Origin of the sequence: Luteitalea sp. TBR-22 (genome assembly GCF_016865485.1) — a bacterium.
Taxonomy (GTDB): Bacteria; Acidobacteriota; Vicinamibacteria; order Vicinamibacterales; family Vicinamibacteraceae; genus Luteitalea.
Genome location: NZ_AP024452.1, coordinates 2,658,195 through 2,684,173, shown reverse-complemented (window position 1 = coordinate 2,684,173; position 25,979 = coordinate 2,658,195). Strand labels below are relative to the sequence as shown.

Below are 25,979 nucleotides of genomic sequence, written 5' to 3'. Positions count from 1 at the left end.
CTGCCGATTCGCGATCCTGCGATCCGCCCTCCCCGGCGCCCGGTGCCCGGTGCCCGTCTGTATACTTTCCCCGTCTTCGATGCGTCTGGCCGCGCTGCTCCTCGCAATCCTCGTCATGCCCGCCGTTCACGGGCGACCGACGCTCGACGCGCAGGACCGGGCGGCCTTCCTCGGCTGGTTCACGTTGCTGGCCGACGCGCAGTTCTATCGCCCGACGCCCGACGTCACCGACTGCGCAGGGCTGGTCCGCCACGCGGCGCGTGAGGCGCTGCGGGAGCACACCCCCGAGTGGCTCCGACGCCTGGCGATTCCCGGCGGCCAGGTGCGCGCCGACGTGCGCGCGCGACTGGCCGCCACCGGCGACAGCCTGCCCCTTTTCCGGGTGTCGGGCGACACGCCGCCGCGCTACGCCGAGTTCGCCGACGCGCGCACCATCCTCCGGTTCAACGCCACGCTCGTCGGCCGCGACGCCGCGGCGGCGCGGCCTGGCGACCTGCTGGCCTTCCAGCAGGACACGCGTCGGATGCCCGAGCACCTGATGGTGTTCGTCGGGCAGTCGGCGTACGAGCCCGGCCGCCGCGATTGGGTGGTCTACCATACCGGCCCCGACACCGCGACGGGGACGCCCGGTGAGATGCGCAAGGCCACGCTGGCCGACCTGCGGCGCCACCCGGCGCCGCGCTGGCGTCCGGTGGCCGACAACCCCGCCTTCCTCGGGGTCTATCGACTGAGGGTGCCATGAGGATCCCCGGCCTCGCACGAGGCGTCGCCATGCTGTTCCGAACCCCGTCGCTTCGCGCCGCCCTGCTGGCGCCGCTGGCCGTGACCGCGCTGACCACGTCGCTGCTCGCCCAGGGCGACGAGGCCCGGCCCGCCGATCGCCCGGCCTTCTCGCTGTCGAGCAGCGAGATCTTCCGCAGCGCGGCTGCCCCGTACGTCACGCTCACGTTCGAGCGCCTCGACTCGCTCGACTTCCGGATCTACAAGGTCGACGACCCGGTCGCCTTCTTCGCGGGCCTCGAGGATCCGCACATGCTCGGCAGCGAGGAGTACGTGGTGCCGACCGAGCAGACCTGGCTCGAGCGGATTGCCGCGTGGAAGGCCGATCGCCGCGGCGACCTGCAGCGGTTCCTGCGCCGCCAGACCAGCCATGAGTACCGCGCCCACCGCCGCGCCGGCGCCGACAAGGCCACCGTGCAGCGCCGCGTGCAGCTCGGGCTGAAGGCCTACGCGCAGGTCCCGCTGCTCAACGACAAGCAGATCGTCGCGTCGTGGCGCGAGATGCTGCCGAAGCTGGCCGACGCCGACGTCCGGCGCATCCCCATCGAGGTCAAGGCGCCCGGCATCTACCTGGTCGAGGCCGTGCACGGCACGCAACTCGCCTACACGATCCTGATGGTCTCCGACGTCGCGCTCGTGACCAAGGTGGCGCCCGGCACCGTGCTCGCCTACCTGGTCGATCGCGTCAAGGGCCAGCCCGTCGCCGGCTGCGAGGTCACCGCCCTGGCCGACAAGGCGCGGTTGGGTACGGGCACCACCGACGCCCGTGGCCTGCTCGCGCTGCCCATCGCCGAGGCGCGGCCGGAGGACCTGATCACCGTCGCCCGCTGCGGCCAGCAGATGGTCGCGAGCACGCCGTCCACGTACGGCCTGGAGGCGCCGGCCCGCGAGCTGGTGGCCCACGTCTTCACCGACCGCCCCGTGTATCGCCCCGGTCACGTGGTGAAGGCCAAGGCCATCCTGCGCTGGCGCAACGGCACGGGCCTGCTGCCCTTCGACCAGCCGTCGGTGGAGATGAGCATCACCGACCGCACGGGCAAGGTGATCCAGCGGGTGCGCAAGGACGTCGACGCCTATGGTGCGGTCGACACGGAGGTGACGCTGCCGGAGGCCGCGCCCCTCGGTCATTACACCGTCGAGGTCGCCTCGGGCGAGCAGAAGGCCAGCGCCAGCTTCGAGGTGCAGGAGTACCGGAAGCCCGAATACGAGGTCAGCGTCACGCCGGCCGTGAAGATGGCCCGCCAGGGCCAGACGGTCACCGTGACCGTGAACGCGCGCTACTACTTCGGCCAGCCGGTGCGCGAGGCCGACGTGAAGCTGGCGGTGTTCCTCGGCCCGTACTACTCGCCGTTGCGGTGGGTCGACTCCGACGGCGAGGAGTCGGAGGGCAACAGCTATTTCTACGGTGACGAGATCGACACGCTCGAGGGGCGCCTCGACGCGAGCGGGCAGGCCACCTTCAAGGTCGACCTGCCCGTCCAGGACGAGAACCACGAGGACGTGCAGGTGCGCTTCGAGGCACGCGTCACCGACGCGAGCGACCTGGAAGTGAGCGGCAGTGGCCGCCTGGTAGCCACCTACGGCGATTTCCTGATCGCGACGCGCGCGACGCCGAGCGTGGCCCGTCCCGGCACGCCCGTCACGCTGCGGCTCCGCGCCGTGGACTACCGCGGCGGAGGCGTTGCCGCGGTGCCGGTCACCATCGACCTGGTGCGCACCTGGTGGGACGAGAACTCCGGCGAGCAGAAGCGCGAGGTGATCACCACCGGCACGGTCACCACCGGTGCCGACGGACGCGCCAGCTGGGAGACGAAGGCGCCGGCGGCAGGCGGCAGCTATCGCCTCGAGGCACGCGCGATGTCGGGCGACCGCCAGGTGACCGACGACAGCTTCGTGTGGGTGCCCGGCGCGACCGAGGAAGCGTACGAGAGCGACAGCGAATCGATCGAACTGGTCACCGACAAGGGCTCGTACGCGCCGGGCGAGACCGCTCGCGTCGCCGTGCGGGGCACCGCGCCGACGGTGCCCGTGCTGCTCACCAAGGAGGCGCGCAGCCTCACCTGGTACGACCTGCGCCAGCCGACCCGCGACGGCGTCTTCGACGTCGCCGTCACCGACGCGGACCTCGGCGACACCTGGGTGAACCTGCTCTACGTCAAGGACGACAAGGTCTACTACGCCGAGAAGAAGCTGCGCGTGCCGACCACCTCGCGGGCCCTCGCGCTCGAGATCACGGCCGACAAGGCGGTGTACCGCCCGGGCGAGCCGGGCACCTTCCGCGTGCGCGCCCTCGACGCCGCCGGCGCGCCCGTCCAGGCGCAGGTCGCCATCGGCGTCGTCGACGAGGCGCTCTACGGCGTGCGTCCCGACACCACCGAGGACCCGTTGCGCGTCTTCTACCGCACCGAGTACAGCCGCGTGTCCACCGACTACTCGCGGCAGTACTACTTCATGGGCTACTCCGGGACGCTCCGCCTGAAGCTGGCCGAGCGGCGCCGGCCGCTCTCGCTGGCCGACTTCAAGGGCGACACGCCCGGCCGTCCCCGGGTCCGCAAGCTCTTCCCGGATGCGATCTTCTGGAGCCCGTCGGTGGTCACCGGCCCGGACGGCACGGCGACCGTCAAGGTCGACTACCCCGATTCGCTCACGACGTGGCGCCTCACGGCGCGGGCGGTCACCCAGCAGACGCAGGCCGGCATGGGCGTGGCGCGCACGGTGACGACGCGCGACCTGCTGCTCCGCCTGGTGCCGCCGCGCTTCCTCACCGAGCGCGACGAGGTGCGCGTGCCGGTCATCGTGCACAACTACCAGGAGGGCGCTCCGGCGCCCGTGGAAGTCACGGCGAGCGCCACCGGGCTGGAGGCACGCTCGACCGGGCCTCAGGTGGTGACGGTGCCCAACGGCGGCGAGGCGCGCACCGAATGGGCCTTCGCCGCGAGCAGCGTCGGCACGGCGACGATCACCGCCGCCGCATCGGCGCCCGCCGCCAGCGATGCGATGGAGCTGTCGCTGCCGGTCAAGCCGTTCGGCGCCAGACGCGAGGCTGGTACGTCGGGCTCGACGCCGGCCGGCGCGACGCGCACCGTGGAGCTCGCCATTCCCGAGCAGTCAAATCCAGCCGCCCGCGCCGTGGTGGTGAGCGTGATGCCGTCGATGGCCGGTTCGCTGCTCGGCGCGCTGGACGATCTCGTCAACTACCCGTACGGCTGCACCGAGCAGACGGTGTCGAGCTTCGTGCCCAACCTGCTGGTGATGCGCACGCTCGACCAGTTGAAGCTGGCGCCGACCGAGCGGATGGGCATGCTCGATCGCGTCTCGCGCAGCGGCCTCGACAAGCTGCTGCGCCTGCAGCACGAGAACGGCGCGTGGGGCTGGTGGAAGACCGACGACGACCACCCGTTCATGACGGCTTACGCGCTGTACGGCCTGCTCGAGGCCAGGGCCGCCAGGCTCGAGGTGCCCTACGATGCGCTCCACAAGGGCGCCAACGCGCTCGCGCAGCAGCTGCAGCAGGCGCCGACCATGGTGCCGGAGCTGAAGGCGTATGCGGCCTACGTGCTCGCCCGGGCGGCCAAGGCCGACACGCGGCCCTCGGTGGACGGCTTCGAGCTGGCCGGCCTGGTCAACGAGCTGTGGGGTCGGCGCAGCGACATCACGCCATATGGCCAGGCGTGGCTCCTCCTGGCGCTGCACGCGCAGGGCGACGCGCGCGCTGGCGAACTGGCGGGCATGCTCTCGACGCGGGCGCAGACCCAGGGGGATCTCGCCTGGTGGCCCGCCGAGAACGACCCGCTGCTGGGCGACTGGGGCGACGCCACGGCCGACGCGACGGCGGCGGTCGTGCAGGCGCTCGCGGCCGTGCGCCCCACCGATCCGTTGATCGACCCGGCCGTGCGCTGGCTGCTCGCCAATCGCCAGAGCGGCTACACGTGGAACAGCACCAAGCAGACGGCGATGGTGCTCTACGGCCTGCTCGGCGCGATGCAGGGCCGCAAGGAGGCGCCGGCGGCAACCACGGTCACCATCACCGTGAACGGCCAGTCGCAGAGCGTGAGCTTCGCGCCCGAGGACTGGACGCGCCCCTTCCCGGCCGTCGTCACGCTCCCGGCATCGGCCGGCAAGAGCAGCGTGACGATCACCACCAACGGTGGGCCCGCCTACTGGACGGCGACCGCGCGCTATTACGACACTGCCGCCGGCCTCGAGCGCAGCGGGTCGCGCAAGCTGGCCCTGAGCCGCAAGTACTTCGCGCTGGCGCCGGTGCGCCGCGACGGCCGCGTCGTGTACGAGGAGCGCGCCTTCTCCGGCAGTGCTGCTCCGGGCGAGCTGATCCTCGTCCGCCTCGTCGTCGCCGGCGCCGACGACTGGCGGTACCTGATGATCGAGGACCCGATTCCCGCCGGCACCGAGGCCGTGACGCGCCCCGATCAGCTCGAACTCGCCAGGCCCCCCGACTGGACGTACGGCAGCCACCGCGAGTATCGCGACGACCGTGTCGCGCTGTTCCTCGATGCCCTGCCCGGCCGCGCCGAGTTCACCTACCTGCTGCGCGTCACCACCCCGGGACAGTTCCGGGCGATGCCGGCGCAGGTGGTCCCCATGTACGTGCCTGGCGTGCACGCGTCGAGCGCCGCGATGACGCTGACGGTGCCGAGCCCGCAGGAGTCGCCGCGATGATGGCCACCGTGCTCAGGACCGCCCTCTGGATCGGCGCGGTGGACGCGCTGGGGGGTGCGGCGTTGCTCGGCTTCCTGCACACGCCGGAAGCCAACGTCCTCATGCTGGCGGCCTCGGTGCTGCTCGTGGCGCTGGCCGCCGCCCTCCTCGTGCTGTCGTCGGCCTCGGCGGCACACGGGGTGGTGCATCACCGTGCGCCCTGGGCCAGCCTCGGCGCAGCGGTGCGCCACCTGCCGCTCATCCTGTTCACGATCGTCCTGCTCGGCATGGTCTGCGGCGGGGCCGGCTGGTTCGAGCGCTGGTGGATGGCCAACGCAGGCCAGGTGGATGCGGCCGCCATCGCTGCCGGCGACATCACGCGGACCGGTTGGCTGCACACCGCCGTGCACTGGATCGTCGTGCTGATCCAGTGGGTGCTCGTCCCGGCCTGGCTGGCCACCGCCCTGGCCTGGGCCGCCGGATACGAGCGACGCGACGTGCTGACGCTGAAGTGGCTGACCGCTGGCCTGCACTGGCGCCTCGTGCTCGTCACCCTGGCCGGCGTGGTGCTGTTGGTGTGGCTGCCGTGGCGCTGGGTCTACTGGCGACCGAAGGGCCTGCCGGCCACGACGGTGGAACTGGTGTTCACGGCGACCAAGCTCGTCGTCATCTATGCCCTGTCGCAGGTAGCCTGGGCGCTGTCGATCGTCACCGCTGCGCGTGCCGTGCCGCCTCCCGCCGGCGTGGTCGCGCCGCCGGCCTCCTCGGGCACACCTCCGCCACCGCCGCCACCGGCCACCACGGGCACTCGCCTCGACGAGCACGCCTGATGACGATGCTGCTTCCCCTGATGCTCCTTGCCGCGCCGGGCGCGACCGCCGTGGCCCAGGTCGCGCCACGGGTCGTCACGTGCCGCAGCATCGGGCTGGACCCTCTACGGATCTGGCGGCTGCAGCGGGCCGGTGACACGTGGCGGCTCGCCCACTGGCGGGGCCGCGTGGACGAGGGCGCAGCCGTGCGCGTCGCCCTTCCGGCCAGCGCGGACGTCCGCGTGTCCTCGGAGGCACTCGCCGTCCGCGGCAAGAGCAGCAACGGCGGAATCGACGTGACGTTGACGGGCACGCCGGCGGCTGCCACGCTCGACGTGTACATCAGTTACGAGCTCGAGGTGAACGTCGACGCCTCGCTCACGCCGAGGATCGACGAGATCGCCACGGACGGACCGATCGGCGTCCGATGCGAGGTCACACAGGACTAGGGACGTAGCCGTCGGCCCTGGCCGACGGTCTCCACGACACGAGAGAGGCACGATGATCGGACGACGGGAACTGATGGCGACGATGGCGGCCAGCGCGCTCGCGGGCGCGACGTCGCCGGCAATCGCGACACAGACGGGTGCGACGCGCGGGCTGCGCATCGGACAGGGGGCGCGATGGGTCTGCATCGGCGACTCGATCACCGACACCGGCCGCGCCAAGCCGATTGGCGAGGCGCCCAATGGGCTCGGCACGGGCTACGTGCTCCAGCTCGACGCGCTGCTGCAGGCGTGGTATCCGGCGCGCCGCATCCGCATGTTCAACGTCGGGACGAGCGGCCACAACGTGCGCGATCTCGCCGCCCGATGGCAGACCGACGTGTTCGACCTGAAGCCTGACTGGCTGTCGGTGATGATCGGCGCCAACGACGTGTGGCGGCAGTTCGATCGCGTCACGCAGCCTGAACGGTCGGTGCTGCCCGACGAGTACGAGCGCGTCTACGACGAGTTGCTCGCCAGGACGGTGCCGACGCTGAAGGGCGGGCTGATCCTGATCACGCCGTTCTTCCTGGAACTCCGCACCAACGACCCGATGCGTGCGCGCATGGACGAGTACGGCGCGATCGTCAAGAAGCTCGCCGCCAAGCACAAGGCGGTGCTCGTGGACAGCCAGGCCGCCTTCGACGTCGTGTTGAAGGACCTGCCGTCGCACATGATCAACTGGGACCGCGTGCACCTGAACCACATCGGCGCCGCCGTCCTGTCGCGCGCCATCCTCAACGCCGTCGGCTTCGAGTGGGTCTGAGGGGGTAGGGCGCGGTCTCCGACCGCGCCGTCCGCTACTTCGGACCCTTGGGTCCCTTCGGCCCCTTCGTGTCGCCCAGTTCGAGATCCGGCACGCCGAACTTGCCCTGCAGCGCCTGCAACTGCGCCAGGTCGATGGAGCCGACGATGTTGACCACGGTCACCTCGCGCGGCTCCACGCTCAGCACGGCGAGCCCGCCGGGACGATCGCCGTTGCGCCAGAGGTACACCGCCATGTCGCTGCCGTCCTTGGACGACTTGGCCGACATGAGGCGCGACCACTGGCCCGTCGCCAGTTGCCGGCGCACCGGCTCCAGCAAGGACGGGTCGAACGCCCCGTCCTTGGCAAACGTGAAGCTCTTCACGTAAATCCCCTTCAGCGACGACACAAGCGACTTCACCTGAGCGTCGTCAGGGCCGTTGCCCATGAAGGCGGCGGCCATGCCGAGCAGCGCCTGATCGACCGACACGTCGACCACGTCGGTGGCGCTGGCGCTGAGGCGCGACAGATCCGGCAGTTGCAGTTGCTGGCCACGGGCCGGGACGGCGACGAGCAGCCCGGACAGCACGACACACATCACGATCACTCGACGCATCACGGGCGTCCTTCCTTTTCTGGAGCCCCGGCAGCGGTCGCCGCCAGGGCGGGGGACACGGGGCGCACCACCTTGCGGTGCGCCGAGTTCAACTCACGGCTCGCGATCTGCAGCGCGAGCAGGACCTGGGCACGGGCCGCCAGGGCCTCGCGCCGGGTTTCGTACTCGTGCCACGCGAGGGGCCCGGCCAGCACCGCGAGCACGGTGGCGGCAATCGCCAGCAGGCGCGTGACGCGGTTGCGCGGCGCCGGCGTCGGCTGGATCTCGCGCTCGACGCGGGCGCGGACGCGCTGGGCGAAGCCGTCGGGCGGGTCGACGGGGGCGAGCGCTCGCCCGATCCGGGCATCGGGATTCATCGCAGGACCTCCCGCTGCAGGCGCGCCCGCAGCACACTCATGCCGCGGCGCAGGTGACTCTTGACGGTGTTCAGGGACATGTCGAGGGTCTCGGCGATCTCGGTCGGCGCGAGGTCGTCCATGTAGCGCAGCATCACCACCAGGCGCGGACGCGGCGCGAGCCGCTGCAGCGCACGGTGCACCAGGCGCGTCGCGAGCGGGTCACCCGCCGCGTGGCCCACCTGCGGCTCGGCGACCTCGTCGAGCGGCCGGGCCGGCTTGCGCACCCGCAGCGTGTCGATGATCCGGTGGGTCGTCGTCCGCCGCAGCCAGGCGCCCAGGTGGGCGGCCGACTCGATGCGCGCCAGGCTCGCGTGCAACTGCATGAAGACGTCCTGCGCGATTTCCTCGGCCAGCATCTGGTCCCGCACGGCGTGCCAGGCCAGCGTGTACACCCGCCGCTGGTGCCGCCGCACGAGCGCCTCGAAGGCGTCGAGGTCGCCTTGCCGGGCGCTGGCCAGGAGGCGCTGGTCGCGGTCGGCCAGGCCGGAGGAGGTGAGGAAGGTCGCTGGGGCGTTCATCGGCGCTCACCAGCCATATACGTAGGGAGGGCCCCCCGGGGGTGCATTGGGGATCGCGGACCGGGGATGGGGCCCGCCCCCTTCAGCGGAGGGCCCGCCAGGAGGCGAGGCCGTCCGGCAGGGCGCGCGCCACGCAGCCCGCCGCCCGGCCGTAGACCTCCTGCATGCGCTCGAGGCTGCCGGGGCGACGGATCTCGTCGTCGGTCGGGCATGGGCCGTCCTGCCGGGGCGCCAGCGCCCCTCGCGCGACGCCGTGCGCGAGCCCTTCGGCGAGCCAGGCGGGGCCGCTGGCGAGCAGGGGCCACGTGAGCACGTGCACGAACTCGTGAGCCAGGGTCGCTTCGATGGCGGTGATCGAGGGCTGTCCGGGCATCGGCGCCACATCGATACGGTATCGCTTGCCCCCGAGGGCGCGGGTACTCGCGCCGGTCCACCAGGCCCGCCCCGTTGCACGCTGGTACGCCTCGCGGGTCGGGTGGATCTCCACCCGCACGTCGCGGCCGTCCACGACCCCGAGCGCGTGACGCTCCAAGGCGAGCTGGCGCCGGGCGCGAGCCAGCAGTGTCGCGGCCTGCGGCTCCCACGCCGACGGCACCCGCAGCGCGACGATGTCCTGCCTGGCCTGGAGGGACGCGCCGGGCACGTAGGTGTCGAGAACCTCGGCCAGCGAGTCGCCGCGCGCGGCGAGCACCGTGGCGCCGCGCAGGCAGAGGCCGGCACCGTGTCCCTTGCCGAGGCCCGTGAAGCGATACCCGCGGCCCGTGCGCGTCACCTCGAACGTGTGGCTCTTGAGGACGTCCCAGCCGATGGCCCGCCCGACGACGTGCCGGAAGGTCGTGGCGTCGATGGAGGCCGGGGCGAGGCCGTCGAGCGCCAGCCGCGTCGGCATTCCGCCGGCGGCACGTGCCTCGATCCGGACGTCGCGCAGCACGTCGCCACGGTGTCCGGCCGACTGCAGCGCGGAGAGCAGCCGCGCGACCGGCACTTCGCTGGACCACTCCCCCACCTGGTGGCCCGCCGGGTCCGGGCCAGTCCGCGTCACGCGCTCATCGGGTCCGGCCCACAGGTCCGACGGCGAGACGAGGCGCCCGCCGCAGGAGGCCGAGTACGGCACGGCCACCACGCGCCCGCGGCGCGCCAGCAACAGTCCGGAGGTCCGCGCCGCCGCGGCCCGACTCCAGGAGGTCGCCGCGCCGAGCACCTGGCAGTGCGTCGTGTCGCAGAGGTCGTAGCCGTCGCGCGCGTGCCGCGTCGAGGGCGCGAGGGCGTAGCTGCGAACCGCCACGGCCAGCGCGTCGAGCGCCGCCGGTGGCATCGAGGACTCCCCCTCCGCCGCGACGACTCCCGCGACGTAGGTCTCGAGCGGCACCCGATCGACGCGAGGGGGGCCGGCGCCAGCCTCGCGCTCGCGGCCGACGCGCACGCGGGGCTGATCGGCCGCATCCGCGGCGTCCCACACGGCCCGTGCGAGGCGAGCGGCATCACGCCCGGGGACACCGGCGGCGCGAACCACGACGGCCTCGCCGGTTTCCGGACGCCACGCCACGACGCGGCCATCCTGCACACCCTCGCCGAGCAGGGTGGTGCCGGTCTTGGCACGCACCTCGTGCTGACCGTCACGCAGCGCGATTGCCGTGCCTTCGCGCGCTGCGCCACGCACGCCGCGGACGATCAGGTCGGCCCCGGCGCCGGCCGACGCGTCGACGTCCATCGCCGCCAGTACGATCCCGGCCCAGGCTCGCAAGCCGAGCCGAGGCCCCTCGAGGCCGAGCCCCACGAGGCCGATCGGGGCTGCGCCGAGCGGCGGCGCGCTGACACCGGCCGTTGCCGCCAACGCGCGGAACGTCTGCTCGAGGCTTCGCCGATCGAGTCGCTCCGCAAGGCGAACGAAGAAGTGATTGCAGGAGTGCGCGAGCGCGTCGTCGAGGGCGAGCGGTCGGCCGAGGTCGGGGTGGACACAGTCGACCTCGCGGCCCGCGACGCGCACGCGACGAGGACAGGCGAGGCGCAGGTCGGGGGTCACGAGCCCCTGCGCCACCGCGGCACGGGCGACCACCAGCTTGAACAGCGACCCCGCGTGGACCTCGTCGTCGAGGCGCTCGGCGAGGTTGGAGCCGAGCACCTGCCTGCCGGGCCAGGTGAGGCGCATCCACGCGACGCGCGCGAGGAGCGAGTCGCCCCCCGTCAGGCCGGTGCCATCGTCAGGTGAGACGTCGCTGCGGCCCGCCGACGACGACCTGGAAGAGACGTGGGGGCGCCCCGCGGGGGCCGGCGGATCTGCGGGAGCGCCGCAACCGGCGAGTAGCAGCGCGGCGAGTGCCGCGAGGCCGCGGGTCAGCAGCCGAGGAACGTGCGAGTCTCGTGCCACATCTGGTCGAGGTGCCCGAGCAACTGGTGGCCATCCTGCAGCAGGCGGAGCGACACGTTGGGCCGCCCCTGGCAGAACTCGATGACGCCCTGCGGCTTGACGACCTCGTCCTGCATGCCCTGGAAGATGAGCGTCGGCTGGTGCACCACGGCCTGATCCGCGTGGTAGGTCATCGCATCGCGGTAGAACTCGAAGTGCAGGTGGCGCGGCCGGTTCTCGCCGTAGTGGAAGAACTCGCGCGTGCCGGCGCGCTCCCACTCGTCGACCACGCCGGGACCGAAGTCGTCGCGCCGATCGTGCCCGAACAGCACGGCAGGCGCGAGCAACACGAGCTTCGCGATGGGATGGTGCGGCAGGACGGGCGCGAGCCGCGCGGCGGCGTTCCAGGCCACGAAGCCGCCCATGCTCGATCCCATCAACACGACCGGGCCCGGCGGTCCCTGGGCGATCACGCTCCCCACTTCGTCGAGCATGCGCGTGACCGTCAGGGTGCCGAAGTCGGGCGCGTTCAGGTCGGGCGTGACGACCGGGATGCCCACCTCGGCGAACCGCTCGGTGAAGAACTGCCCCTTGCCCGACTGCGGCGACGAGGCGAAGCCATGGAGGTACAGGACGCGGGTGATCAACGCATTACCAGCGACGTGGGCTAAATCTGGCCCTTGCAGCCCGGACGGCACTTGCACGGGATCTCGGCGGTGCCGCCCGTGTAGTAGTCGTACGAGAGTTCCTCGCCTGCCTCGATGGTGCGGCCGGCGCGGATCCAGATGATGCCGTCGATGATGTGGCTGTAGCAGTTCGGCTTGCAGGCGTGGTTGATGAAGCGCGCGACGTTGCCGCCGTACATCGCGTCGACGGCCCAGCGGGTGCTCAGCTCGAAGCACCAGATGCAGCCCTTCTCGAGGTACGCGACCTCGCGGTCGTGGCTTTCCTTGGCGCCCACCAACTGGCCCGCGTAGTAGATGATCCGCTTGTTCTTCGGGATGCGCTCGAGCGCGAACACGCCCCAGCCGTGCACGCCACTCCTGCGCCGCTCGATCGCCGGCAACGGGTAATCGTCGGGGAGCTTGACCACCTGGCCCGCGACGCGGGACTTCAGCTTGACCTTGGTGCCCTCGATGACGAGGGGAGCGTACTCGAAGCGGCGGGCCGATCCGTTCTTCTTGCTGCTGCCCTTGCGGGCCGTGACGCGCTGTGCCAACCAGTTGCCTCCGTGCGATCGCGGCATTGTAGCAGGAGGCGTCGTGCCCTCTCCGCGCCAGGACGGCTCAGATCACGCCGCGCGTTCGCAGGTCGGCGAGGGCGGCATCGTCGAGGCCCAGCAGCCCGCCGTAGATCTCGCGGTTGTGTGCGCCGAGGGGTGGGCCTGGCCACGTGGTGCGCCCCGGCGTCGACGAGAGTTGCGGCGCGATCGCGGGAATGGCCACGTCCTCGCCGGTGTCGACGGTGACGTGCTCGATGAGGCCGCGCGCGGCGAAGTGCGGGTCGGTCATCTGATCGGCCACCGAGTAGATCGGACCGCAGGGCACGTCGGCGGCATCGAGCAGCGCGAACGCCGTGTCGTACGGGTGCGTCGACGTCCACGCGCCGATGGCCTCGTCGATCTCGGCGGCATGCGGCACCCGGCCGTCGTTGGTCTGCAGGCGCGGGTCGTCGGCGAGATCGACGCGGCCGATGGTGCGCATCAAGCGCCGGAAGATGCTGTCGGCGTTGCCCCCGATGATGATGTAGCGGCCGTCGGCGCAGGGATACACGTTGGTCGGCACGATGCCGCTCACCGTCGAGCCGTGTCGTTCGCGCACCACGCCCGCGGTGGCGTACTCGGGCAGGGTCGACTCCATCAGGTTGAAGATCGACTCGTACAGCGCAACGTCCACGACCTGCCCCTCGCCGGTCCCCTTGCCGTCGCGATGATGCAGCGCGAGCAGCAGTCCGAGCACCGCGTGCAGGCCGCCGATCGTGTCGCCGAGACTGAGGTTGGCGCGGGCCGGTGGACGGTCGGGAAAGCCGTTGACGTAGCGCAGGCCGCCCATCCCCTCGGCGACCGCCGCAAACCCGGGACGCCGCGCGTACGGGCCCGTCTGCCCGAAGCCGGAGATGCGGACCATGATGAGCCGCGGGTTGATGGCCTTGAGCGCCTCGTAGCCGAGGCCCCAGGCCTCGAGGCGGCCCGGACGGAAGTTCTCGACCACCACGTCGCAGTGCTCGACGAGGCGACGCACCAGCGCCCTCGCCTCCTCCTGCCGCAGGTCGGCCGTGATGCAGCGCTTGTTACGGCCCATGGCGTACCACCACAGGGCCGTCCCGTTGTGCACGTGGCGCCAGGTGCGCAGCGGATCGCCACCGTCCGGGGGCTCCACCTTGATGACGTCTGCCCCGAAATACGCGAGCAGCATCGTCGAGAACGGCCCGGCGATCAGCTGGCCGAGTTCGAGGACGCGAAGGCCTTCCAGCGGCGCGGTCACGGGCCCATTCTAGCGGCCTTCGTCATGCGGCCTTCGGCCTTCGAGCCGCCACTCGATTCTGACGGGTTCCGGACGTAGCCGTCGACCTTGGTCGACGGACAGGGGACGTCAGGGGAGGACTCCGGCGCGCAGCGTCGCATTCCGGCATCGCGGCATTTCTGTGTACTATCCCTCTCTTATGGCTGCGAGCGCGAGCTTCGACATCACGTCCACCGTGGACCTGCAGGAAGTGGACAACGCCGTCAATCAGGCCCAGAAGGAGATCGGCCAGCGCTACGACTTCAAGGGCGCCAAGATCGAGATCGACTTCGACAAGGCCAAGAGCACCATCACGCTGCTCGCCGACGACGACTACAAGCTGTCGTCGGTGTGGGAGGTGCTCCAGAGCAAGATGTTCAAGCGTGGCGTGCCGATCAAGAACATGAAGCTGGGCGACAAGGAGTCGGCCGCCGGCAGCGCCGTGCGCCGCGTCGTCTCGCTGCAGCAGGGCATCCCCACCGAGGCCGCCAAGGCCATCGTCAAGTTCCTCAAGGACGAGGGGATGAAGAAGGTGCAGGCGACGATCATGGCCGAGCAGGTGCGCGTCAGCTCCAACTCGAAGGACGAACTGCAGGAGGCCATGAAGCGCCTCCGCGGTCACGACTTCGGCATCGAGCTGATGTTCGGGAACTATCGGTCGTAGGGAGCGCGGTTCGGGGATCGGGGATCGCGGATCGGGTAGGGCGGATCGGAGATCGCGGATCGGGTAGGGCGCGGTCTCCGACCGCGCCGTGAGTCGTAGCTGTCGACCTTCAAGACTCGCCGATATGCGCCTGCGGCGCGCGGCGAGTTCAGGTCGACAGTCAGCGCGGTGCGTCTTTCGGAAGCAGCGGCAGGCCGTACTGCACGACCCGCGTCTGCTCGAGGCGTGTCCGGGCCTGGGCCACCCCATCCTCGATCGACAGGCCGGCAGGTCTGGACGGCGATCCCAGGCGCTTGAGTTCGTTGATGGCCGCGAAGAAGTGGTGCGGCCCCTGGCCCTGGCTCGAGTACGGCGTCCGCGCGAACGCCAACGCCACCCGCTCGATGAGCAACGGCAACTGGTCGGCGCTCACGGGATCCGGAAACGCATCGAACGCCTCCTTCAGTGCGTCCAGGGCGACACGGAACCCGCGCGCCGAGGCTCGGGTCTCCTCAATCGTCTCCGGCTTGCCCACCGCCGTCCCATCGTCGAAGAAGGCGAACAGCGGCACGAGCACGGTGCCGTCATCAGGGCGCCAGCCGCTCACCGACGTCCGGCGCTCCTCGCCGGGCCGCCACGGAGCCACCGACCCTTGCCCGCTGCTGCCGGCAAACTCCCAGGAGCCGTCACGCCCCTGCCGGTATACCGCGATCTGGAACATGTGGATGTCGCGCGTCGCGGTGTTGACGAGCACGGCCGTCGGAGCGGGCCCCTGGCTCGTCACCGCGCGGATCTCGATGGGCACCCCGAACGACGGCGGTGCCGCGGCCCCTTGTGCCGCGGCCCCCTGGGCGTCACACGAGATGGCGCCGACCAGCATCGCAACCGAAAGTGCATACCTTCGCATGGAGACTCCTTTCGCAGGCCGGGGACTCGTGCCTGATGTTGCCGTGCTCAGGGTTGCGCGTCGCGATCTGGTCCGAACTGCCCCAGCAGCCCGCGCATCTCGCGATCTCGAGCCGGGGTTGCCCCACCAGGCGACATCAGCGAGCCGACCAGCACGACGCTCGACGACGGTATCCAGAGACGCATCACATCAGCCCCTGAACGCCGCGGTCGCGACGAACGGGTAGCGCTCCACCTGCCCGAGCGCGCGATCGACGCGGATGCGCGCGATGACGATAGCTTCCTCGTAGGTGCGGTCGCCGCGGAGCCGCTCGTCGAGCACCCGTGCGATCGTGTCGAGCCCCGCCTCGTACTGCTGCCGGGCACGCGGGGCCGCGGCACGCGCCAGGCCTTGCGAGAAGCGGTCGGCCAGCCTCACGAGGGCGGCGCGATCGGGCCGCTCCGGCACCGCCGCGAGCGCCTGCCCCATGTCGCGCGCGGCCACGTACTCCTCGCGCATCGCCGCGACCTCGGCGCGCGCTTGTTCGGCGTCGCCGGCCCAGGTCCCGTCCTCGTACAGGACGAACGTGGCGAGAACCTCGTACTCCGGAGCGAGTCCGTCGACGCGGATGGGCGCCGATCCGCCGAATCCCGGCCGCATGGGGTCGCGCGGCCGCACGACCACACGACGCAGCGGCCGCAGTCGGGCATGGCGGTCGCGCTGCAGCACCTGCACGCCGTAGGCAACCACGACCTTGTCGCTGTGATTGGTGACCCAGACGACCAACGGGGTACCGTGCGGGACGACGCGGATACCGCGTTCGGCGATCGAGAACTGCAGGGGCTCACCCGGACGGTGATCCTGCTGCGCCTCCGCCGCCGGCACTGCGGCGAGCAGCGCCGCGAGCCCCCACGCCGCGATCGATCCGAGCCGCTTGCGCATGTCCGGTGTCCGCTGTTCTGGTCCAGGCAAGGCTAGCGCCGGGCGCGCGCACGTTCAAGCTCGGCCGATCTCAGGGCTGCGGCACGGGTCCGCGGACGATCAGGATGGCGCCGCCAGGATCGCTGACGCCGGCAATCCGGCCGGCTGACGGCACGGTGTGCGCGAAGTGGGCGCAGCCTCCGAGCGACGCCGCCTCGCGCCACGCTGCATCGGCATCAGCCACGGCAACGATGGTGTTCCAGCGCGGTGGCACATCCCAGTCGGGATCGATGGGCAACACCCCACCTTCCTGATGCCCGCTGCGTTCGAGCACGACGTAGCTGTCGAAGGGCGCGAAGGCCGTCGTCCGGGCCTGCCAGCCGAAGAGACGGCTGTAGAACTGCACGGCGCGCGCCGGGTCACGCGTCAGCACCTCGATCCACCAGAGGCTGCCGACCACGTCGGTGACGGCAACGCCGAGGTCCGGCGAGGGCTGCCACAGCCCGAAGGTCGCCCCTTCGAGGTCGCGCAGACGAGCGATGCGGGCGACGCCGGCGATGTCGTCGCGGTCCACGATCGTGGCCCCGATGGTCGTCGCCGTCACCAGCGACGCCTCGAGGTCGGCGACCCGCACCATCGGCACCCACTCGTCGCCGTCTCCCTCGACGACGCGCGCGTGCGCCACCGCCTGGTCACCCATCCTGATGGTGATGTGACGCGGGTCGTCGGTAGCTGTGTCGAACGACCACGCCGGCAGCCATCGATCGTAGAAGGTGCGACTGCGTTCGAGATCGCGCGTGTACAGCATCGACGTGCAGCACGAACCGAAGCGAGGCTGCGCATTGGACATGTGTCGCCCTCGAACCTGACCGTCGACATGAATGTCGACGGCTACGTCCGGAGAACTCGGTTCCCTGCGACGGCGCCTCCTCCCCTGACGTGCCCTGAGCGTCGACCAAGGTCGACGCCTACGTCCGGAGAAGCCCGATCGTCGATTCAGGTTCGACTACCGGCACCCGGAACCCCGTACCCGGCACCCGGTTCAGATGCGCTTGATCACCATCAGCGTGATGTCGTCGAACTGCGGGGCGCCCTCGACGAACTCGTCGATGGCGTCGAGCAGGGCGGTGGTGATCGCCGTGGCCGGCCGGTGCCGTTCGCGCTCGACGATGTCGGCAAGGCGCTCGGAACCGAACTCGTCGAAGCTCTCGGTCTGGGCCTCGCTCACGCCGTCGGAGTACAACACCAGCACGTCGCCCTCGCGCAGGGTCAGGGCGACCTCCTCCCACACCATGCCCGGGAAGAGGCCGAGCGGCACGCCGGTGGCGCCGAGCCACACGCGCTGGCCATCGGCGCGGAGCAGCAGCGACTCGGTGTGCCCGCCACTCACGTAGCGACACTCCCCCGTATGCGGGTGCGCCAGCACCAGGGCGGCCGTGGCGTATTTGCTGCCGGGCGTGGTGGCGAACAGGAGCTCGTTGGCACGGCACGCGAGCTCGGCCAGCGAGGCTTCGCGCCCGAGCAGGGCCCGGAGCGTCGCCTGGATGGTGCTCATCAGGAGCGACGCCGCCAGGCCCTTGCCCGATACGTCGGCAACGCAGAACAGGCAGGCCTCGTCGTCGCCATCGGTGAGCGTGAGCACGTCGTAGTAGTCGCCGCCGACTTGCTGGGCGGGGCGGTTCATGGCCGCGACGTCGAAGCCGCTGAGCGACGGCAGGGCGGCGGGAAACAGGCCCTGCTGGATGCTGGCCGCCACCGCCAGCTCCTTCTCGTACTGCTTCTTGTCGAGGACCTCGCGGAAGTACCAGCAGTTGTCGAAGGCGACCACCGCCTGCGCCGCCATGCCCGCGCCGAGCTCGAGATCGGCCGGCGTGTACGACTGGCCGCCGGGACGCGGCCCGAGGGCCGCGAATCCGCAGACCTGCTCGCCGCTGCGCAGCGAGAACACCGCGCACAGCTTGTGGGCCTCGAACAGCGCGCGCAGCTCGGAGTCCTCGAGATCGGCCACCAGCGCCGCGTCCGGCAGGCGGTGCATCGCCTCCTGGTAGGTCGCCAGCGGCGGCAGTTTCACGCCCTGCTGACGCGAGACCGTTCCGAGGCCGTCGCGGCACACGGTGATGGCGTAGCGGGTCACCATCCACTGCCCGGCGACGGTGAGGCCGAAGATGCGCGCGACCTCCTCGACCTCGTTGACGCGCGAGAACGCGCGCCCGAGCTCCATCAGCGTGCGGAGCTCCTGGATCTTGCGATCGAGATCGCGATTGAGGCGGGTCGCCTGCGCATGGGCATTGGCATTGCTGATGCCGGTGGCGGCGATGCCGAGCAGGGCCTCGAGGAAGGCGCGTTCCTCCTCGTCGACGGTCGGCCGGGCCGGCGACGCTGTGGCGAGCAGGCCGACGGCGGGCACGCCGATCGGCAGGTGGTGGCGCAGGCCGAGCGCCGTGGCGCGCGCCTCGTCGAAGGGCTGCCCCAGCGTCGCCTCCGCCACGCCGCGCGACATCGCGACGCGCGGGCCGTCGCCGGCGTCGATGGCGATCACGGCGCGCGTGACGAGCAGGCGGCCCATCACCGTGCGCAGCAGGTGCTTGAGGAGGTTGTCGAGATCGAGAGAGGCGTGCAGCAGCTGCGCCGATTCCAGGAGGGACTCGAGGCGGCTGACCGAGACGTGCGCCACGAGCGGCCTATTTCTGGATGCGCTTGAGGAGACGGAGGCGATTGCGGTCGCCCGGGAGGATCTCGTAGGAGACCTCGTCCATGAGCGACTTCATCACCCGCAGGCCGAGGCCGCCGGTGCGGCGGTCGTGCACCATCTGCTCGACCGGCGTGGACGGGACCGCGGTCGGGTCGAAGCCCTCGCCTTCGTCGACGACCTCGATGCGGAGGGTCGCGGTGTCGAAGGTGGCCCGGACGGTCACTTCCTTGTTGGCGTCGTGGCCGTGGGCGTGCTCGATCACGTTGGCGCAGGCCTCGTCCACCGCGAGCTCGAGCTTGGCGACATCGTCATCGCCCAGACCCGCCTGCGAGCCGACGTTGGCGACGAACTCCCGGATCAGCGCCAGGTGCTCGGTGGCCGACGGCACTGTCAGGGTCAACGTCCGCTCGAGGGAGGTCATGGCGCTATGCCTCCCGGGTGGGGCTGGTCACGAAGCGCTGCACCGCGTCGGGCACGCTGTCGACCATGTCGTAGATCGCCTGGAAGCCCAGGATCTCGAAGATCTGCCGGACCTTCGGGGTGAGACCGCAGATCTTCAGGTCGCCGCCCTGCTCGCGAATCTGCTCGATGAAGCCCATGAAGACGCCGAGGCCGGCCGACGAGATGTAGGTCAGCTTCTCGCCGTCGACGACGATCCGCGAGCGGCTGGCGTCGAGCTCGGCCTGGATGGCCTGCTCGAAGGCCGGCGCCGTGTGTGCGTCGAGAAAGCCTTCGAGATGCAGCACCGAGACGTCGCCTTCAGCGGTCCGGTGCACCTTGAACGGGTGAGGCATCAGTATTCCTCGTCCGGATGGCCGCTAGTGTAGACGCAAAGCTCGAGCTCAGCCACCCTGCCACCGCTTATCATACGGCCGCCCATGTCCGTTCTCTCTGTCCTCTCCGGTCCGGCGCTCGTCATGGCGCCGATGACCAAGGGAGGCAACCTACCCTATCGACGCCTCTGCCAGGCATTCGGCGCCACGGTGACCATGAGCGAGATGGCCGTGGTCCGCAGCCTGCAACAGCGCCGACGCGCCGAATTCGCCCTTATCCAGCGTGCCCCCGACGAGCGCTGCTTCGGCGTGCAGCTCGCCGGCCGCTCCCCCGACGAGCTCCGGTGGGGCGCCGCCCTGGTCGCCGAACGCGGCGCCGATTTCGTCGACCTCAACCTCGGCTGCCCCATCGACGAGTTCACCCGTCGCGGGCTCGGCTCCGCGTTGCTCCGGCAGCCCCGTCGCATCGAGCGGCTCGTGGCGGCCATGAAGGAGGGCGCCGGCACCCTGCCGGTGACCGTCAAGATTCGACTCGGCTGGAATGAAGACGAGCGAAACGCGGTAGATGTTGCACGGGCGGCGGAAGCCGGTGGGGCCGATGCCCTGACGGTCCACGGACGGACCCGCTCGGCGCGGTACCGGTACCAGGCCGACTGGGTGGCCATCGGCGAGGTGGCGCAGGCCGTCCGCATCCCGGTGGTGGGCAACGGCGACATCCTGTTTCCCGAGGACATCGAGCGCAGCCGGGCGATTGCCGGCGTGCAGGCCGTGATGATCGCCCGCGGGGCGCTCATCAAGCCCTGGATCTTCGCCGAGGCGCTGGGGCGCCCGGTGGACGACTCGGCCGAGGGTCGGCTGGCCATCTACCGCGAGTACGTCCGCCTGGGGCGCGAGCACTTCGGCGACGACGAGCGCGGGTATACCCGCTTCCGGCCGTTCCTCGTATGGCACCTCGGCCTGTGGTGCCGCCATGTGCCGAGGGCCGAGGACGGCTCCTACGTGCCGATGCAGGAGCGCGCCGTGTTCGACAACCCACGCTCGCCGCTCGAGGCGCTGCTGGCGCGGCCGGAACCCGAAGTGCACGGCTGGATTGCCGACCGCCTGCTGGCCGGCGACGAGCTGCGCGCCGAGGATCTGCCCGCCGACATCGTCCCCGAAGCGCCCGCCGACCCGCGGGACCGGCGGGCGCCGGCAGAGACGCCGGCGGCAGGCTGATGGTGGCAATTCGAGATTGGAAATTTGAAATTCCTGGCGCTCGGCCTCCGGCCTTCGACGCGCCCGGCAACGCCGGCGCTCGAGCATTTCAAATGTCAGATTCTCCAATTGCCACCATCCGCGTCCCCACACGCATCGCCGATCTCGGCGGGTGGACGGACACGTGGTTCGCGGGGCATGGCGTCGTGTGCCATCTGGCCGTCTGGCCCGGGGTGGACGTGGTGCTTCAGGCGGTCGATGGGCCGCCAGGGGTGGACGTGCGGCTCGGCAACTTCGGGCGGACGTGGCGATGGACTCCGGGACTCGACGCACAAGCGACGCCTGATCCCCTGGTCGCCGCGTGCCTCGACGAGGCAGGTGTCCCCGAGGGGGGCTGGGTGCTGGACGTCGGGTCGGCCGTGCCGCCCGGGGCGTCGATGGGCACCTCGGCCAGCGTGTGCGTCGCGGTGCTGTCGGCGCTCCAGCGGCTCGCCGGGCGTTCGCCCGAGGCGGCAGACCTCGCGCGGCGCGCGCATGCCGTGGAAACCGACAGGCTCGGCCAGCAGAGCGGCATCCAGGATCAGTGGGCTGCGGCAGCCGGCGGCATCAACCTGATCACGATGGACGCCTACCCGCACGCGACGCGCGAGGCGCTCGTGGTGACGCCAGCGACGGTCGAGGCCCTGAACGCCCGGTTGCTCGTGGTGCTGCTGGCGCGCGGGCACGACTCCTCGGCGGTGCACCGCCTCGTCGTCAAGCAGTTGACCGATGCTGGCGCCGACGACCCGCGACTGGAAGCGCTGCGGCAGTGCGCGCGGGACGGCGCGGAGGCGCTGCGGGCCGGCGACCTGCGCTCGTACGGCGCGGTCCTCACCCGCAACACCGAGGCGCAGGCGGCGCTGCATCCGTCGCTGGTCAACGACGAGGCGCACGCGATCATCGGCGCCGTGACGGGGCCAGAGACCTTCGGCGTCAAGGTGAACGGCGCCGGCGGCGCCGGCGGCTCGCTCACGGTGCTGGCCGCCTCTCCCGAGGCGCGCGCACGACTGGCGGCGCGGGTGACCGCGAGCTGCCCCGGCGCGCGCGTGCTCGACGTGACGCTGGCCGAAGGGATGGCTCGGGACTGAGGGGGCGCGTCGAACACCGATCGCGCGCCGCCCGTACACTGCTGTGGTGGCTGCCCGCCCGGGCCCTGCTCGGGCGCGGCGCCTGCGGTGTCGCGGCGGTCGGCCGCCGCGACCATTCCCGGAGGACCGACATGAGGTGGATGACGATCAGTGCCCTGCTGGCGTGCCTGTGTGGCGTGACCCCGGCGATGGCCCAGGACGACGCTGAAGGCTGCAAGGATCACCCGCTGTTCACGCGCATGCCGGGCATGTACCTCGCCAGCTGCTCCGCCAGCCAGTTCGACATGCGGGCCTTCCCCGTCGGGGCGCCCGACAACGACGGGATGGTCAAGGGCGTCCAGGTCGAGGGTCCGGTGCAGTTCCTCAGCTATGCCATGAAGGAAGGGGTCACCCCGGCCAGCGGCCTGCAGTTGATGCGCAACTTCGAGAACGCCGCGAAGAAGGCCGGCGGGACCATCGAAGGACAGTGGCCGGGATGGTGCAAGGCCAAGTACGACGACGAGCACATGCCCGAGATGGGCAACGGGTGCATGAGCTACGGGCTGACGATGAAGTTCGTCAAGGGCGGCAAGGAGACCTGGGCGTTCTTCATGGCCAGCCAGGACGAGGGCACCTATGCGCTCACGGTCACGCAGCGCGAAGCCATGAAGCAGGAGGTCAGCGTCACCGAGATGGCCGACCAGTTGACGCGCGACGGTTTCATCACGCTCTACGTCACCTTCGACACCGGCAAGGCGACGCTCACGACCGACTCCGCCCAGACACTCGACGCCGCCGCCGCGGCGCTGAAGGCGGCCGCCGACCTGAAGATCGAGGTCGGTGGGCACACCGACAACGTCGGCACGCCCGAGGCGAACCTGAAGCTCTCCGACGAACGTGCGAAGGCCGTGATGGCCGCCTTGATCGAGCGCGGCGTGCCGGCCGCGCGGCTCACGGCAAAGGGCTATGGCCAGACCACGCCCGTCGCCGACAACCGCACGGAAGACGGCCGCGCCAAGAACCGGCGTGTGGAGTTGGTGAAGAAGTAGGCCCGGCGGCCCCTTCAGCCCTGGAGTCCTGCTCCAGACAGCAAGGCCGCAGTCTGGATGAGTGCCGCCTCGTCGCCGAAACCGCCGGCCTTGGTGACGACAGGCAGGCCGGGATGCCTGCCGCCGATCAGCGTGGCCATGGCGATGCCGGGCTGCAGTTCCCCGGTCAGCCATATGCTTCGCGCTCCGAGTGCGGCACAGACGGCGGCTGCGGTATCGCCACCGGTGAGTACCAGACCGGCAACCCGCCCGCGCTCGCACGCGCTGGCCACAATCGACGCGAGCCGCGCCGCCAGGGCGCGGCCATCGATCGGCATGTCGGGCACCCCGGAGGTCGTGAGCACGACGACCTGAGCGGCCGAAAGCGCGTCGACTACGCTCGCCGCGGTGGATGCAGCGCCCGACGCGTCGCCATCCTCGAGCAGCGAGCGTTCGGGATTGACGACGACGGCGCCGTCGCGCTGCAGGGCGCCGACTTGCGCGGCGGTCGCCGGGTGCCGACTGCCGGCGACGACGAGGACGGGGTGACGGCCTTGGGCCCGGGGCCTTGGGCCTTCGGGCGCGGTCAAGAGCACAGCGCCCAGTTCCTGACTGACGATGTGGGCGATGGCCCGTGCGAGACCCGCCGAGCCGCAGAGCACGCGCAGGGGCGAGGCGAACGCCGCAGCCGCCAGACGTGCGAGGTCGTCATCGTCTTCCGCGTCGGCGAGCCACACGCGGTTGTCGCTCGGTTCGGCAAGGCGACCGGCCACGTGCTCGACGCCGTGCTGCAGGTCGTCGCGCGACAGGCTGGCGATGGCGCCGCGAGCGGCGGGTGCGAAGAGCACGGCGAGATCGGAGGTGCCGACCTCGTTGCCGAACGTCGAGTCCTCCAGCGGCACGCCGTGCACGAATTGACGGCCGTGCACGGTCGTCCGGCCCTGGCTCGGGAAGGCGGGCGCGACGAGAGCGCGCCGCTCGCCCAGCGTCTCCAGCACCACCGCCAGGTCGTCCCCTGGATGCCCGCGCATCGTCGAGTCGACCTTCACGTACACGGGGACCGATGAGTCGCCGCGACGCCAGTCGGCGATGCGGACCGCGCAGCGTCGGATTGCCTCGGCGGCGTCTGCGCGCGACGAGGCTCGCGATTCGCTGCTGAGCACGAGGACGTCCGCGTCTGCGGGAATCGGCGCGTCTGGCGACAGCAGCACCACGGTGCGCAGGCCCACGGCCGCGAAGGCCGCGCCCGTGTCGGCCGCGCCCGTGAGGTCGTCGGCCAGGATCGCCAGCCGCTCGGTCACGCGCGGGAAGCTGCGGCGGCGCGCGCCCGCACCATCTGCAGCGCCACGTCGATGGCTGCGATCAGACTCTCGTCGCGTGCCTGGCCGGTGCCGGCGATGTCGAACGCCGTTCCGTGGTCCACCGACGTGCGGATGATGGGCAGGCCGAGGCTCACGTTGACGCCCTCGTCGAAGGCCAGCAGCTTCATCGGGATGTGCCCCTGGTCGTGGTACATCGCGACGACGATGTCGTAGGCGCCACGGACGGCGCGCAGGAACACGGTGTCGGGAGGCTGGGGGTCGGACACGTTCAATCCCCGTGCACGCGCCTCCTCGATGGCCGGCACGATCTCCCGTGCCTCCTGGCTGCCGAACAGGCCGCCCTCTCCCGCATGCGGGTTGAGGCCGGCGACGGCGATGCGCGGCGCGTCGATGCCGAGCGCGCGGCACGCCTGCGCGGCCAGGTCGATCACCTCCCCGACGCGCTGCCGCGTGACCCGCCCGATCGCCTCCTCGAGCGCGACGTGCGTGCTCACGTGCACGACGCGCAGCTTCGGTCCCACGAGCAGCATGCTGACCTTGTCGGCCTTCGTGCGGTCAGCCAGCAACTCCGTGTGGCCCGCGTAGGCATGTCCACCGAGGTTCATCGCGGCCTTGTTGATGGGGCCGGTGACGATGGCGTCGACCCGGTGCTGCAACGCCAGGTCGCAGGCGGCAAAGACGTACTCGACCGACGCGCGGCCGCTCGCGGCGCTCACCTGGCCGACGGGACAGTCGTCGGGCGGCGCGTTGGCGAGGTCGAGCACCGTGATGTGGCCGTCGAGGAAGCGGGCGTCACCCGGTGACCGCACGACCTCGTAGCGCGGCGCCGCTCCCGGAACGACGATGCTCGCTGCGCGCTCCAGGATGCGCACGTCGCCGACGACGATCGGCCGGCATCGCTCGTGGATCTCGTGTCGCGCCAGCGTCTTGATGGCGACCTCCGGACCAACGCCGGCCGGGTCGCCCATGGTGATCGCCAGCAGCGGCCGGGAGGGAGGCATGGGGGGATTGTCTTACAAGAAGGCTCAGGGCTCAGGGCTCAAGGCTCAGAGAGCACGGCTCACGGCTTACGGAGCTTGGGGCTGGGAGCTTGGGGCTGGGGCTGGGAGATTGGAGGCACATCGGGTAGGGCCGGCTCTCCGAGCCGGCCGTTGGCGGTGTCGCAGGGCGTACGCCGTTCGTAGGCGTCGACATTCATGTCGACGCGCGGCTTCGGCGGTCGTCAGGGCTCGTCCCTTCGACCTACCTGAAGTCGTGCGACGGCGTGCGCTGCTGGTCGCCGCCGAGGCCATCACGCGCGCGGCGCACGAATAGAGCGGAACAGCGTCATTTTGCGACGAGATGACATCTGACCGAAATGTTCAACTCATTGCTGACGACCTTCATGTTCTGGCAATTCTGGCCAAGGGTAACGGTTCGTTCGTTCTCCCACCGAGCTTTGAGCTCAGAAAGTGAGTAGGCGTCGGGTGGACCTGCGACTGAGGTACCGGCACCAACTGGCTGAGAAGCGCTCCTGACGGACAGTCTCGTGACATCGGCTGTCGTCGCAGGTCCTGCGA

The 25,979-nt window shown here is 70.9% G+C and carries 24 protein-coding genes; 9 read left to right on the top strand and 15 right to left on the bottom strand.

Annotation, left to right across the window (positions count from 1 at the left end):
* Positions 1–115: 115 nt before the first annotated feature.
* From TBR22_RS11010 to TBR22_RS10990, 5 genes are read left to right on the top strand one after another with little or no spacing between them, the layout of a single operon-like run.
* Positions 116–742, top strand: coding sequence for a DUF1175 family protein (locus TBR22_RS11010; RefSeq protein WP_239493032.1), 627 nt, complete (start codon positions 116–118; stop codon positions 740–742).
* Positions 743–771: 29 nt separating this feature from the next.
* Positions 772–5,457: an alpha-2-macroglobulin gene (locus TBR22_RS11005; RefSeq protein ID WP_239493031.1), complete on the top strand. Its 4,686-nt coding sequence runs from the start codon at positions 772–774 to the stop codon at positions 5,455–5,457.
* The gene (locus tag TBR22_RS11000) at positions 5,457–6,266 is read left to right on the top strand and encodes a hypothetical protein (RefSeq protein ID WP_239493030.1); all 810 of its coding nucleotides are present in this window, start codon (positions 5,457–5,459) and stop codon (positions 6,264–6,266) included. Before TBR22_RS11005 ends, TBR22_RS11000 begins: the two co-directional genes overlap by 1 nt.
* The gene (locus tag TBR22_RS10995) at positions 6,266–6,694 is read left to right on the top strand and encodes a hypothetical protein (RefSeq protein ID WP_239493029.1); all 429 of its coding nucleotides are present in this window, start codon (positions 6,266–6,268) and stop codon (positions 6,692–6,694) included. Before TBR22_RS11000 ends, TBR22_RS10995 begins: the two co-directional genes overlap by 1 nt.
* Before the next feature lie 52 nt (positions 6,695–6,746).
* Positions 6,747–7,496, top strand: a complete 750-nt coding sequence (locus TBR22_RS10990) for an SGNH/GDSL hydrolase family protein (RefSeq protein ID WP_239493028.1) — start codon at positions 6,747–6,749, stop codon at positions 7,494–7,496.
* A gap of 34 nt (positions 7,497–7,530) precedes the next feature.
* Here TBR22_RS10990 and TBR22_RS10985 read toward each other — a convergent pair whose 3' ends face one another.
* The 7 genes from TBR22_RS10985 to TBR22_RS10955 form a co-directional block, all read right to left on the bottom strand.
* Positions 7,531–8,091, bottom strand: a complete 561-nt coding sequence (locus TBR22_RS10985; protein ID WP_239493027.1) for a DUF4252 domain-containing protein — start codon at positions 8,089–8,091, stop codon at positions 7,531–7,533.
* Entirely contained in the window at positions 8,091–8,447 is a 357-nt protein-coding gene (locus tag TBR22_RS10980) for a hypothetical protein (protein WP_239493026.1), read from the bottom strand. Before TBR22_RS10980 ends, TBR22_RS10985 begins: the two co-directional genes overlap by 1 nt.
* Complete coding sequence (locus tag TBR22_RS10975; protein WP_239493025.1) at positions 8,444–9,007, bottom strand: RNA polymerase sigma factor; 564 nt, start codon at positions 9,005–9,007, stop codon at positions 8,444–8,446. The genes TBR22_RS10980 and TBR22_RS10975 overlap by 4 nt, the downstream gene beginning before the upstream one ends.
* Before the next feature lie 82 nt (positions 9,008–9,089).
* Positions 9,090–11,156, bottom strand: coding sequence for a SpoIID/LytB domain-containing protein (locus tag TBR22_RS10970; protein ID WP_239493024.1), 2,067 nt, complete (start codon positions 11,154–11,156; stop codon positions 9,090–9,092).
* Between the two features lie 185 nt (positions 11,157–11,341).
* Positions 11,342–12,001, bottom strand: a complete 660-nt coding sequence (locus TBR22_RS10965; RefSeq protein WP_239493023.1) for a YqiA/YcfP family alpha/beta fold hydrolase — start codon at positions 11,999–12,001, stop codon at positions 11,342–11,344.
* 20 nt (positions 12,002–12,021) lie between these two features.
* The gene (locus TBR22_RS10960; protein WP_239493022.1) at positions 12,022–12,573 is read right to left on the bottom strand and encodes an SET domain-containing protein; all 552 of its coding nucleotides are present in this window, start codon (positions 12,571–12,573) and stop codon (positions 12,022–12,024) included.
* Between the two features lie 67 nt (positions 12,574–12,640).
* Entirely contained in the window at positions 12,641–13,837 is a 1,197-nt protein-coding gene (locus tag TBR22_RS10955; RefSeq protein WP_239493021.1) for a CaiB/BaiF CoA-transferase family protein, read from the bottom strand.
* Positions 13,838–14,015: 178 nt separating this feature from the next.
* Here TBR22_RS10955 and TBR22_RS10950 point away from each other — a divergent pair, with 178 nt between their 5' ends.
* Positions 14,016–14,519, top strand: a complete 504-nt coding sequence (locus tag TBR22_RS10950) for a YajQ family cyclic di-GMP-binding protein (RefSeq protein ID WP_239493020.1) — start codon at positions 14,016–14,018, stop codon at positions 14,517–14,519.
* Between the two features lie 160 nt (positions 14,520–14,679).
* On the opposite strand, the gene TBR22_RS10945 is transcribed toward TBR22_RS10950, so the two are convergent.
* The 6 genes from TBR22_RS10945 to TBR22_RS10920 all read right to left on the bottom strand — a co-directional run bounded on the left by TBR22_RS10945 (position 14,680) and on the right by TBR22_RS10920 (position 19,791).
* Positions 14,680–15,405, bottom strand: a complete 726-nt coding sequence (locus tag TBR22_RS10945) for a hypothetical protein (protein ID WP_239493019.1) — start codon at positions 15,403–15,405, stop codon at positions 14,680–14,682.
* Between the two features lie 189 nt (positions 15,406–15,594).
* Complete coding sequence (locus TBR22_RS10940) at positions 15,595–16,326, bottom strand: hypothetical protein (RefSeq protein ID WP_239493018.1); 732 nt, start codon at positions 16,324–16,326, stop codon at positions 15,595–15,597.
* Between the two features lie 70 nt (positions 16,327–16,396).
* The gene (locus tag TBR22_RS10935) at positions 16,397–17,155 is read right to left on the bottom strand and encodes a VOC family protein (RefSeq protein WP_239493017.1); all 759 of its coding nucleotides are present in this window, start codon (positions 17,153–17,155) and stop codon (positions 16,397–16,399) included.
* 192 nt (positions 17,156–17,347) lie between these two features.
* Positions 17,348–18,979, bottom strand: coding sequence for a PP2C family protein-serine/threonine phosphatase (locus TBR22_RS10930; RefSeq protein WP_239493016.1), 1,632 nt, complete (start codon positions 18,977–18,979; stop codon positions 17,348–17,350).
* A gap of 7 nt (positions 18,980–18,986) precedes the next feature.
* Entirely contained in the window at positions 18,987–19,418 is a 432-nt protein-coding gene (locus TBR22_RS10925; RefSeq protein WP_239493015.1) for an ATP-binding protein, read from the bottom strand.
* Between the two features lie 4 nt (positions 19,419–19,422).
* Positions 19,423–19,791, bottom strand: coding sequence for an STAS domain-containing protein (locus TBR22_RS10920; protein WP_239493014.1), 369 nt, complete (start codon positions 19,789–19,791; stop codon positions 19,423–19,425).
* Positions 19,792–19,875: 84 nt separating this feature from the next.
* Here TBR22_RS10920 and TBR22_RS10915 point away from each other — a divergent pair, with 84 nt between their 5' ends.
* From TBR22_RS10915 to TBR22_RS10905, 3 genes are all read left to right on the top strand, one after another.
* On the top strand, positions 19,876–20,985 hold the full coding sequence (locus TBR22_RS10915; RefSeq protein ID WP_239493013.1) for a tRNA-dihydrouridine synthase: 1,110 nt from the start codon (positions 19,876–19,878) through the stop codon (positions 20,983–20,985).
* Between the two features lie 92 nt (positions 20,986–21,077).
* Complete coding sequence (locus TBR22_RS10910; RefSeq protein ID WP_239493012.1) at positions 21,078–22,091, top strand: hypothetical protein; 1,014 nt, start codon at positions 21,078–21,080, stop codon at positions 22,089–22,091.
* Between the two features lie 131 nt (positions 22,092–22,222).
* Complete coding sequence (locus TBR22_RS10905) at positions 22,223–23,119, top strand: OmpA family protein (protein WP_239493011.1); 897 nt, start codon at positions 22,223–22,225, stop codon at positions 23,117–23,119.
* 14 nt (positions 23,120–23,133) lie between these two features.
* Here TBR22_RS10905 and TBR22_RS10900 read toward each other — a convergent pair whose 3' ends face one another.
* Positions 23,134–24,399, bottom strand: coding sequence for a four-carbon acid sugar kinase family protein (locus TBR22_RS10900; protein ID WP_239493010.1), 1,266 nt, complete (start codon positions 24,397–24,399; stop codon positions 23,134–23,136).
* Entirely contained in the window at positions 24,396–25,421 is a 1,026-nt protein-coding gene (pdxA, locus tag TBR22_RS10895; protein ID WP_239493009.1) for a 4-hydroxythreonine-4-phosphate dehydrogenase PdxA, read from the bottom strand. Before pdxA ends, TBR22_RS10900 begins: the two co-directional genes overlap by 4 nt.
* Positions 25,422–25,979 lie beyond the last annotated feature (558 nt).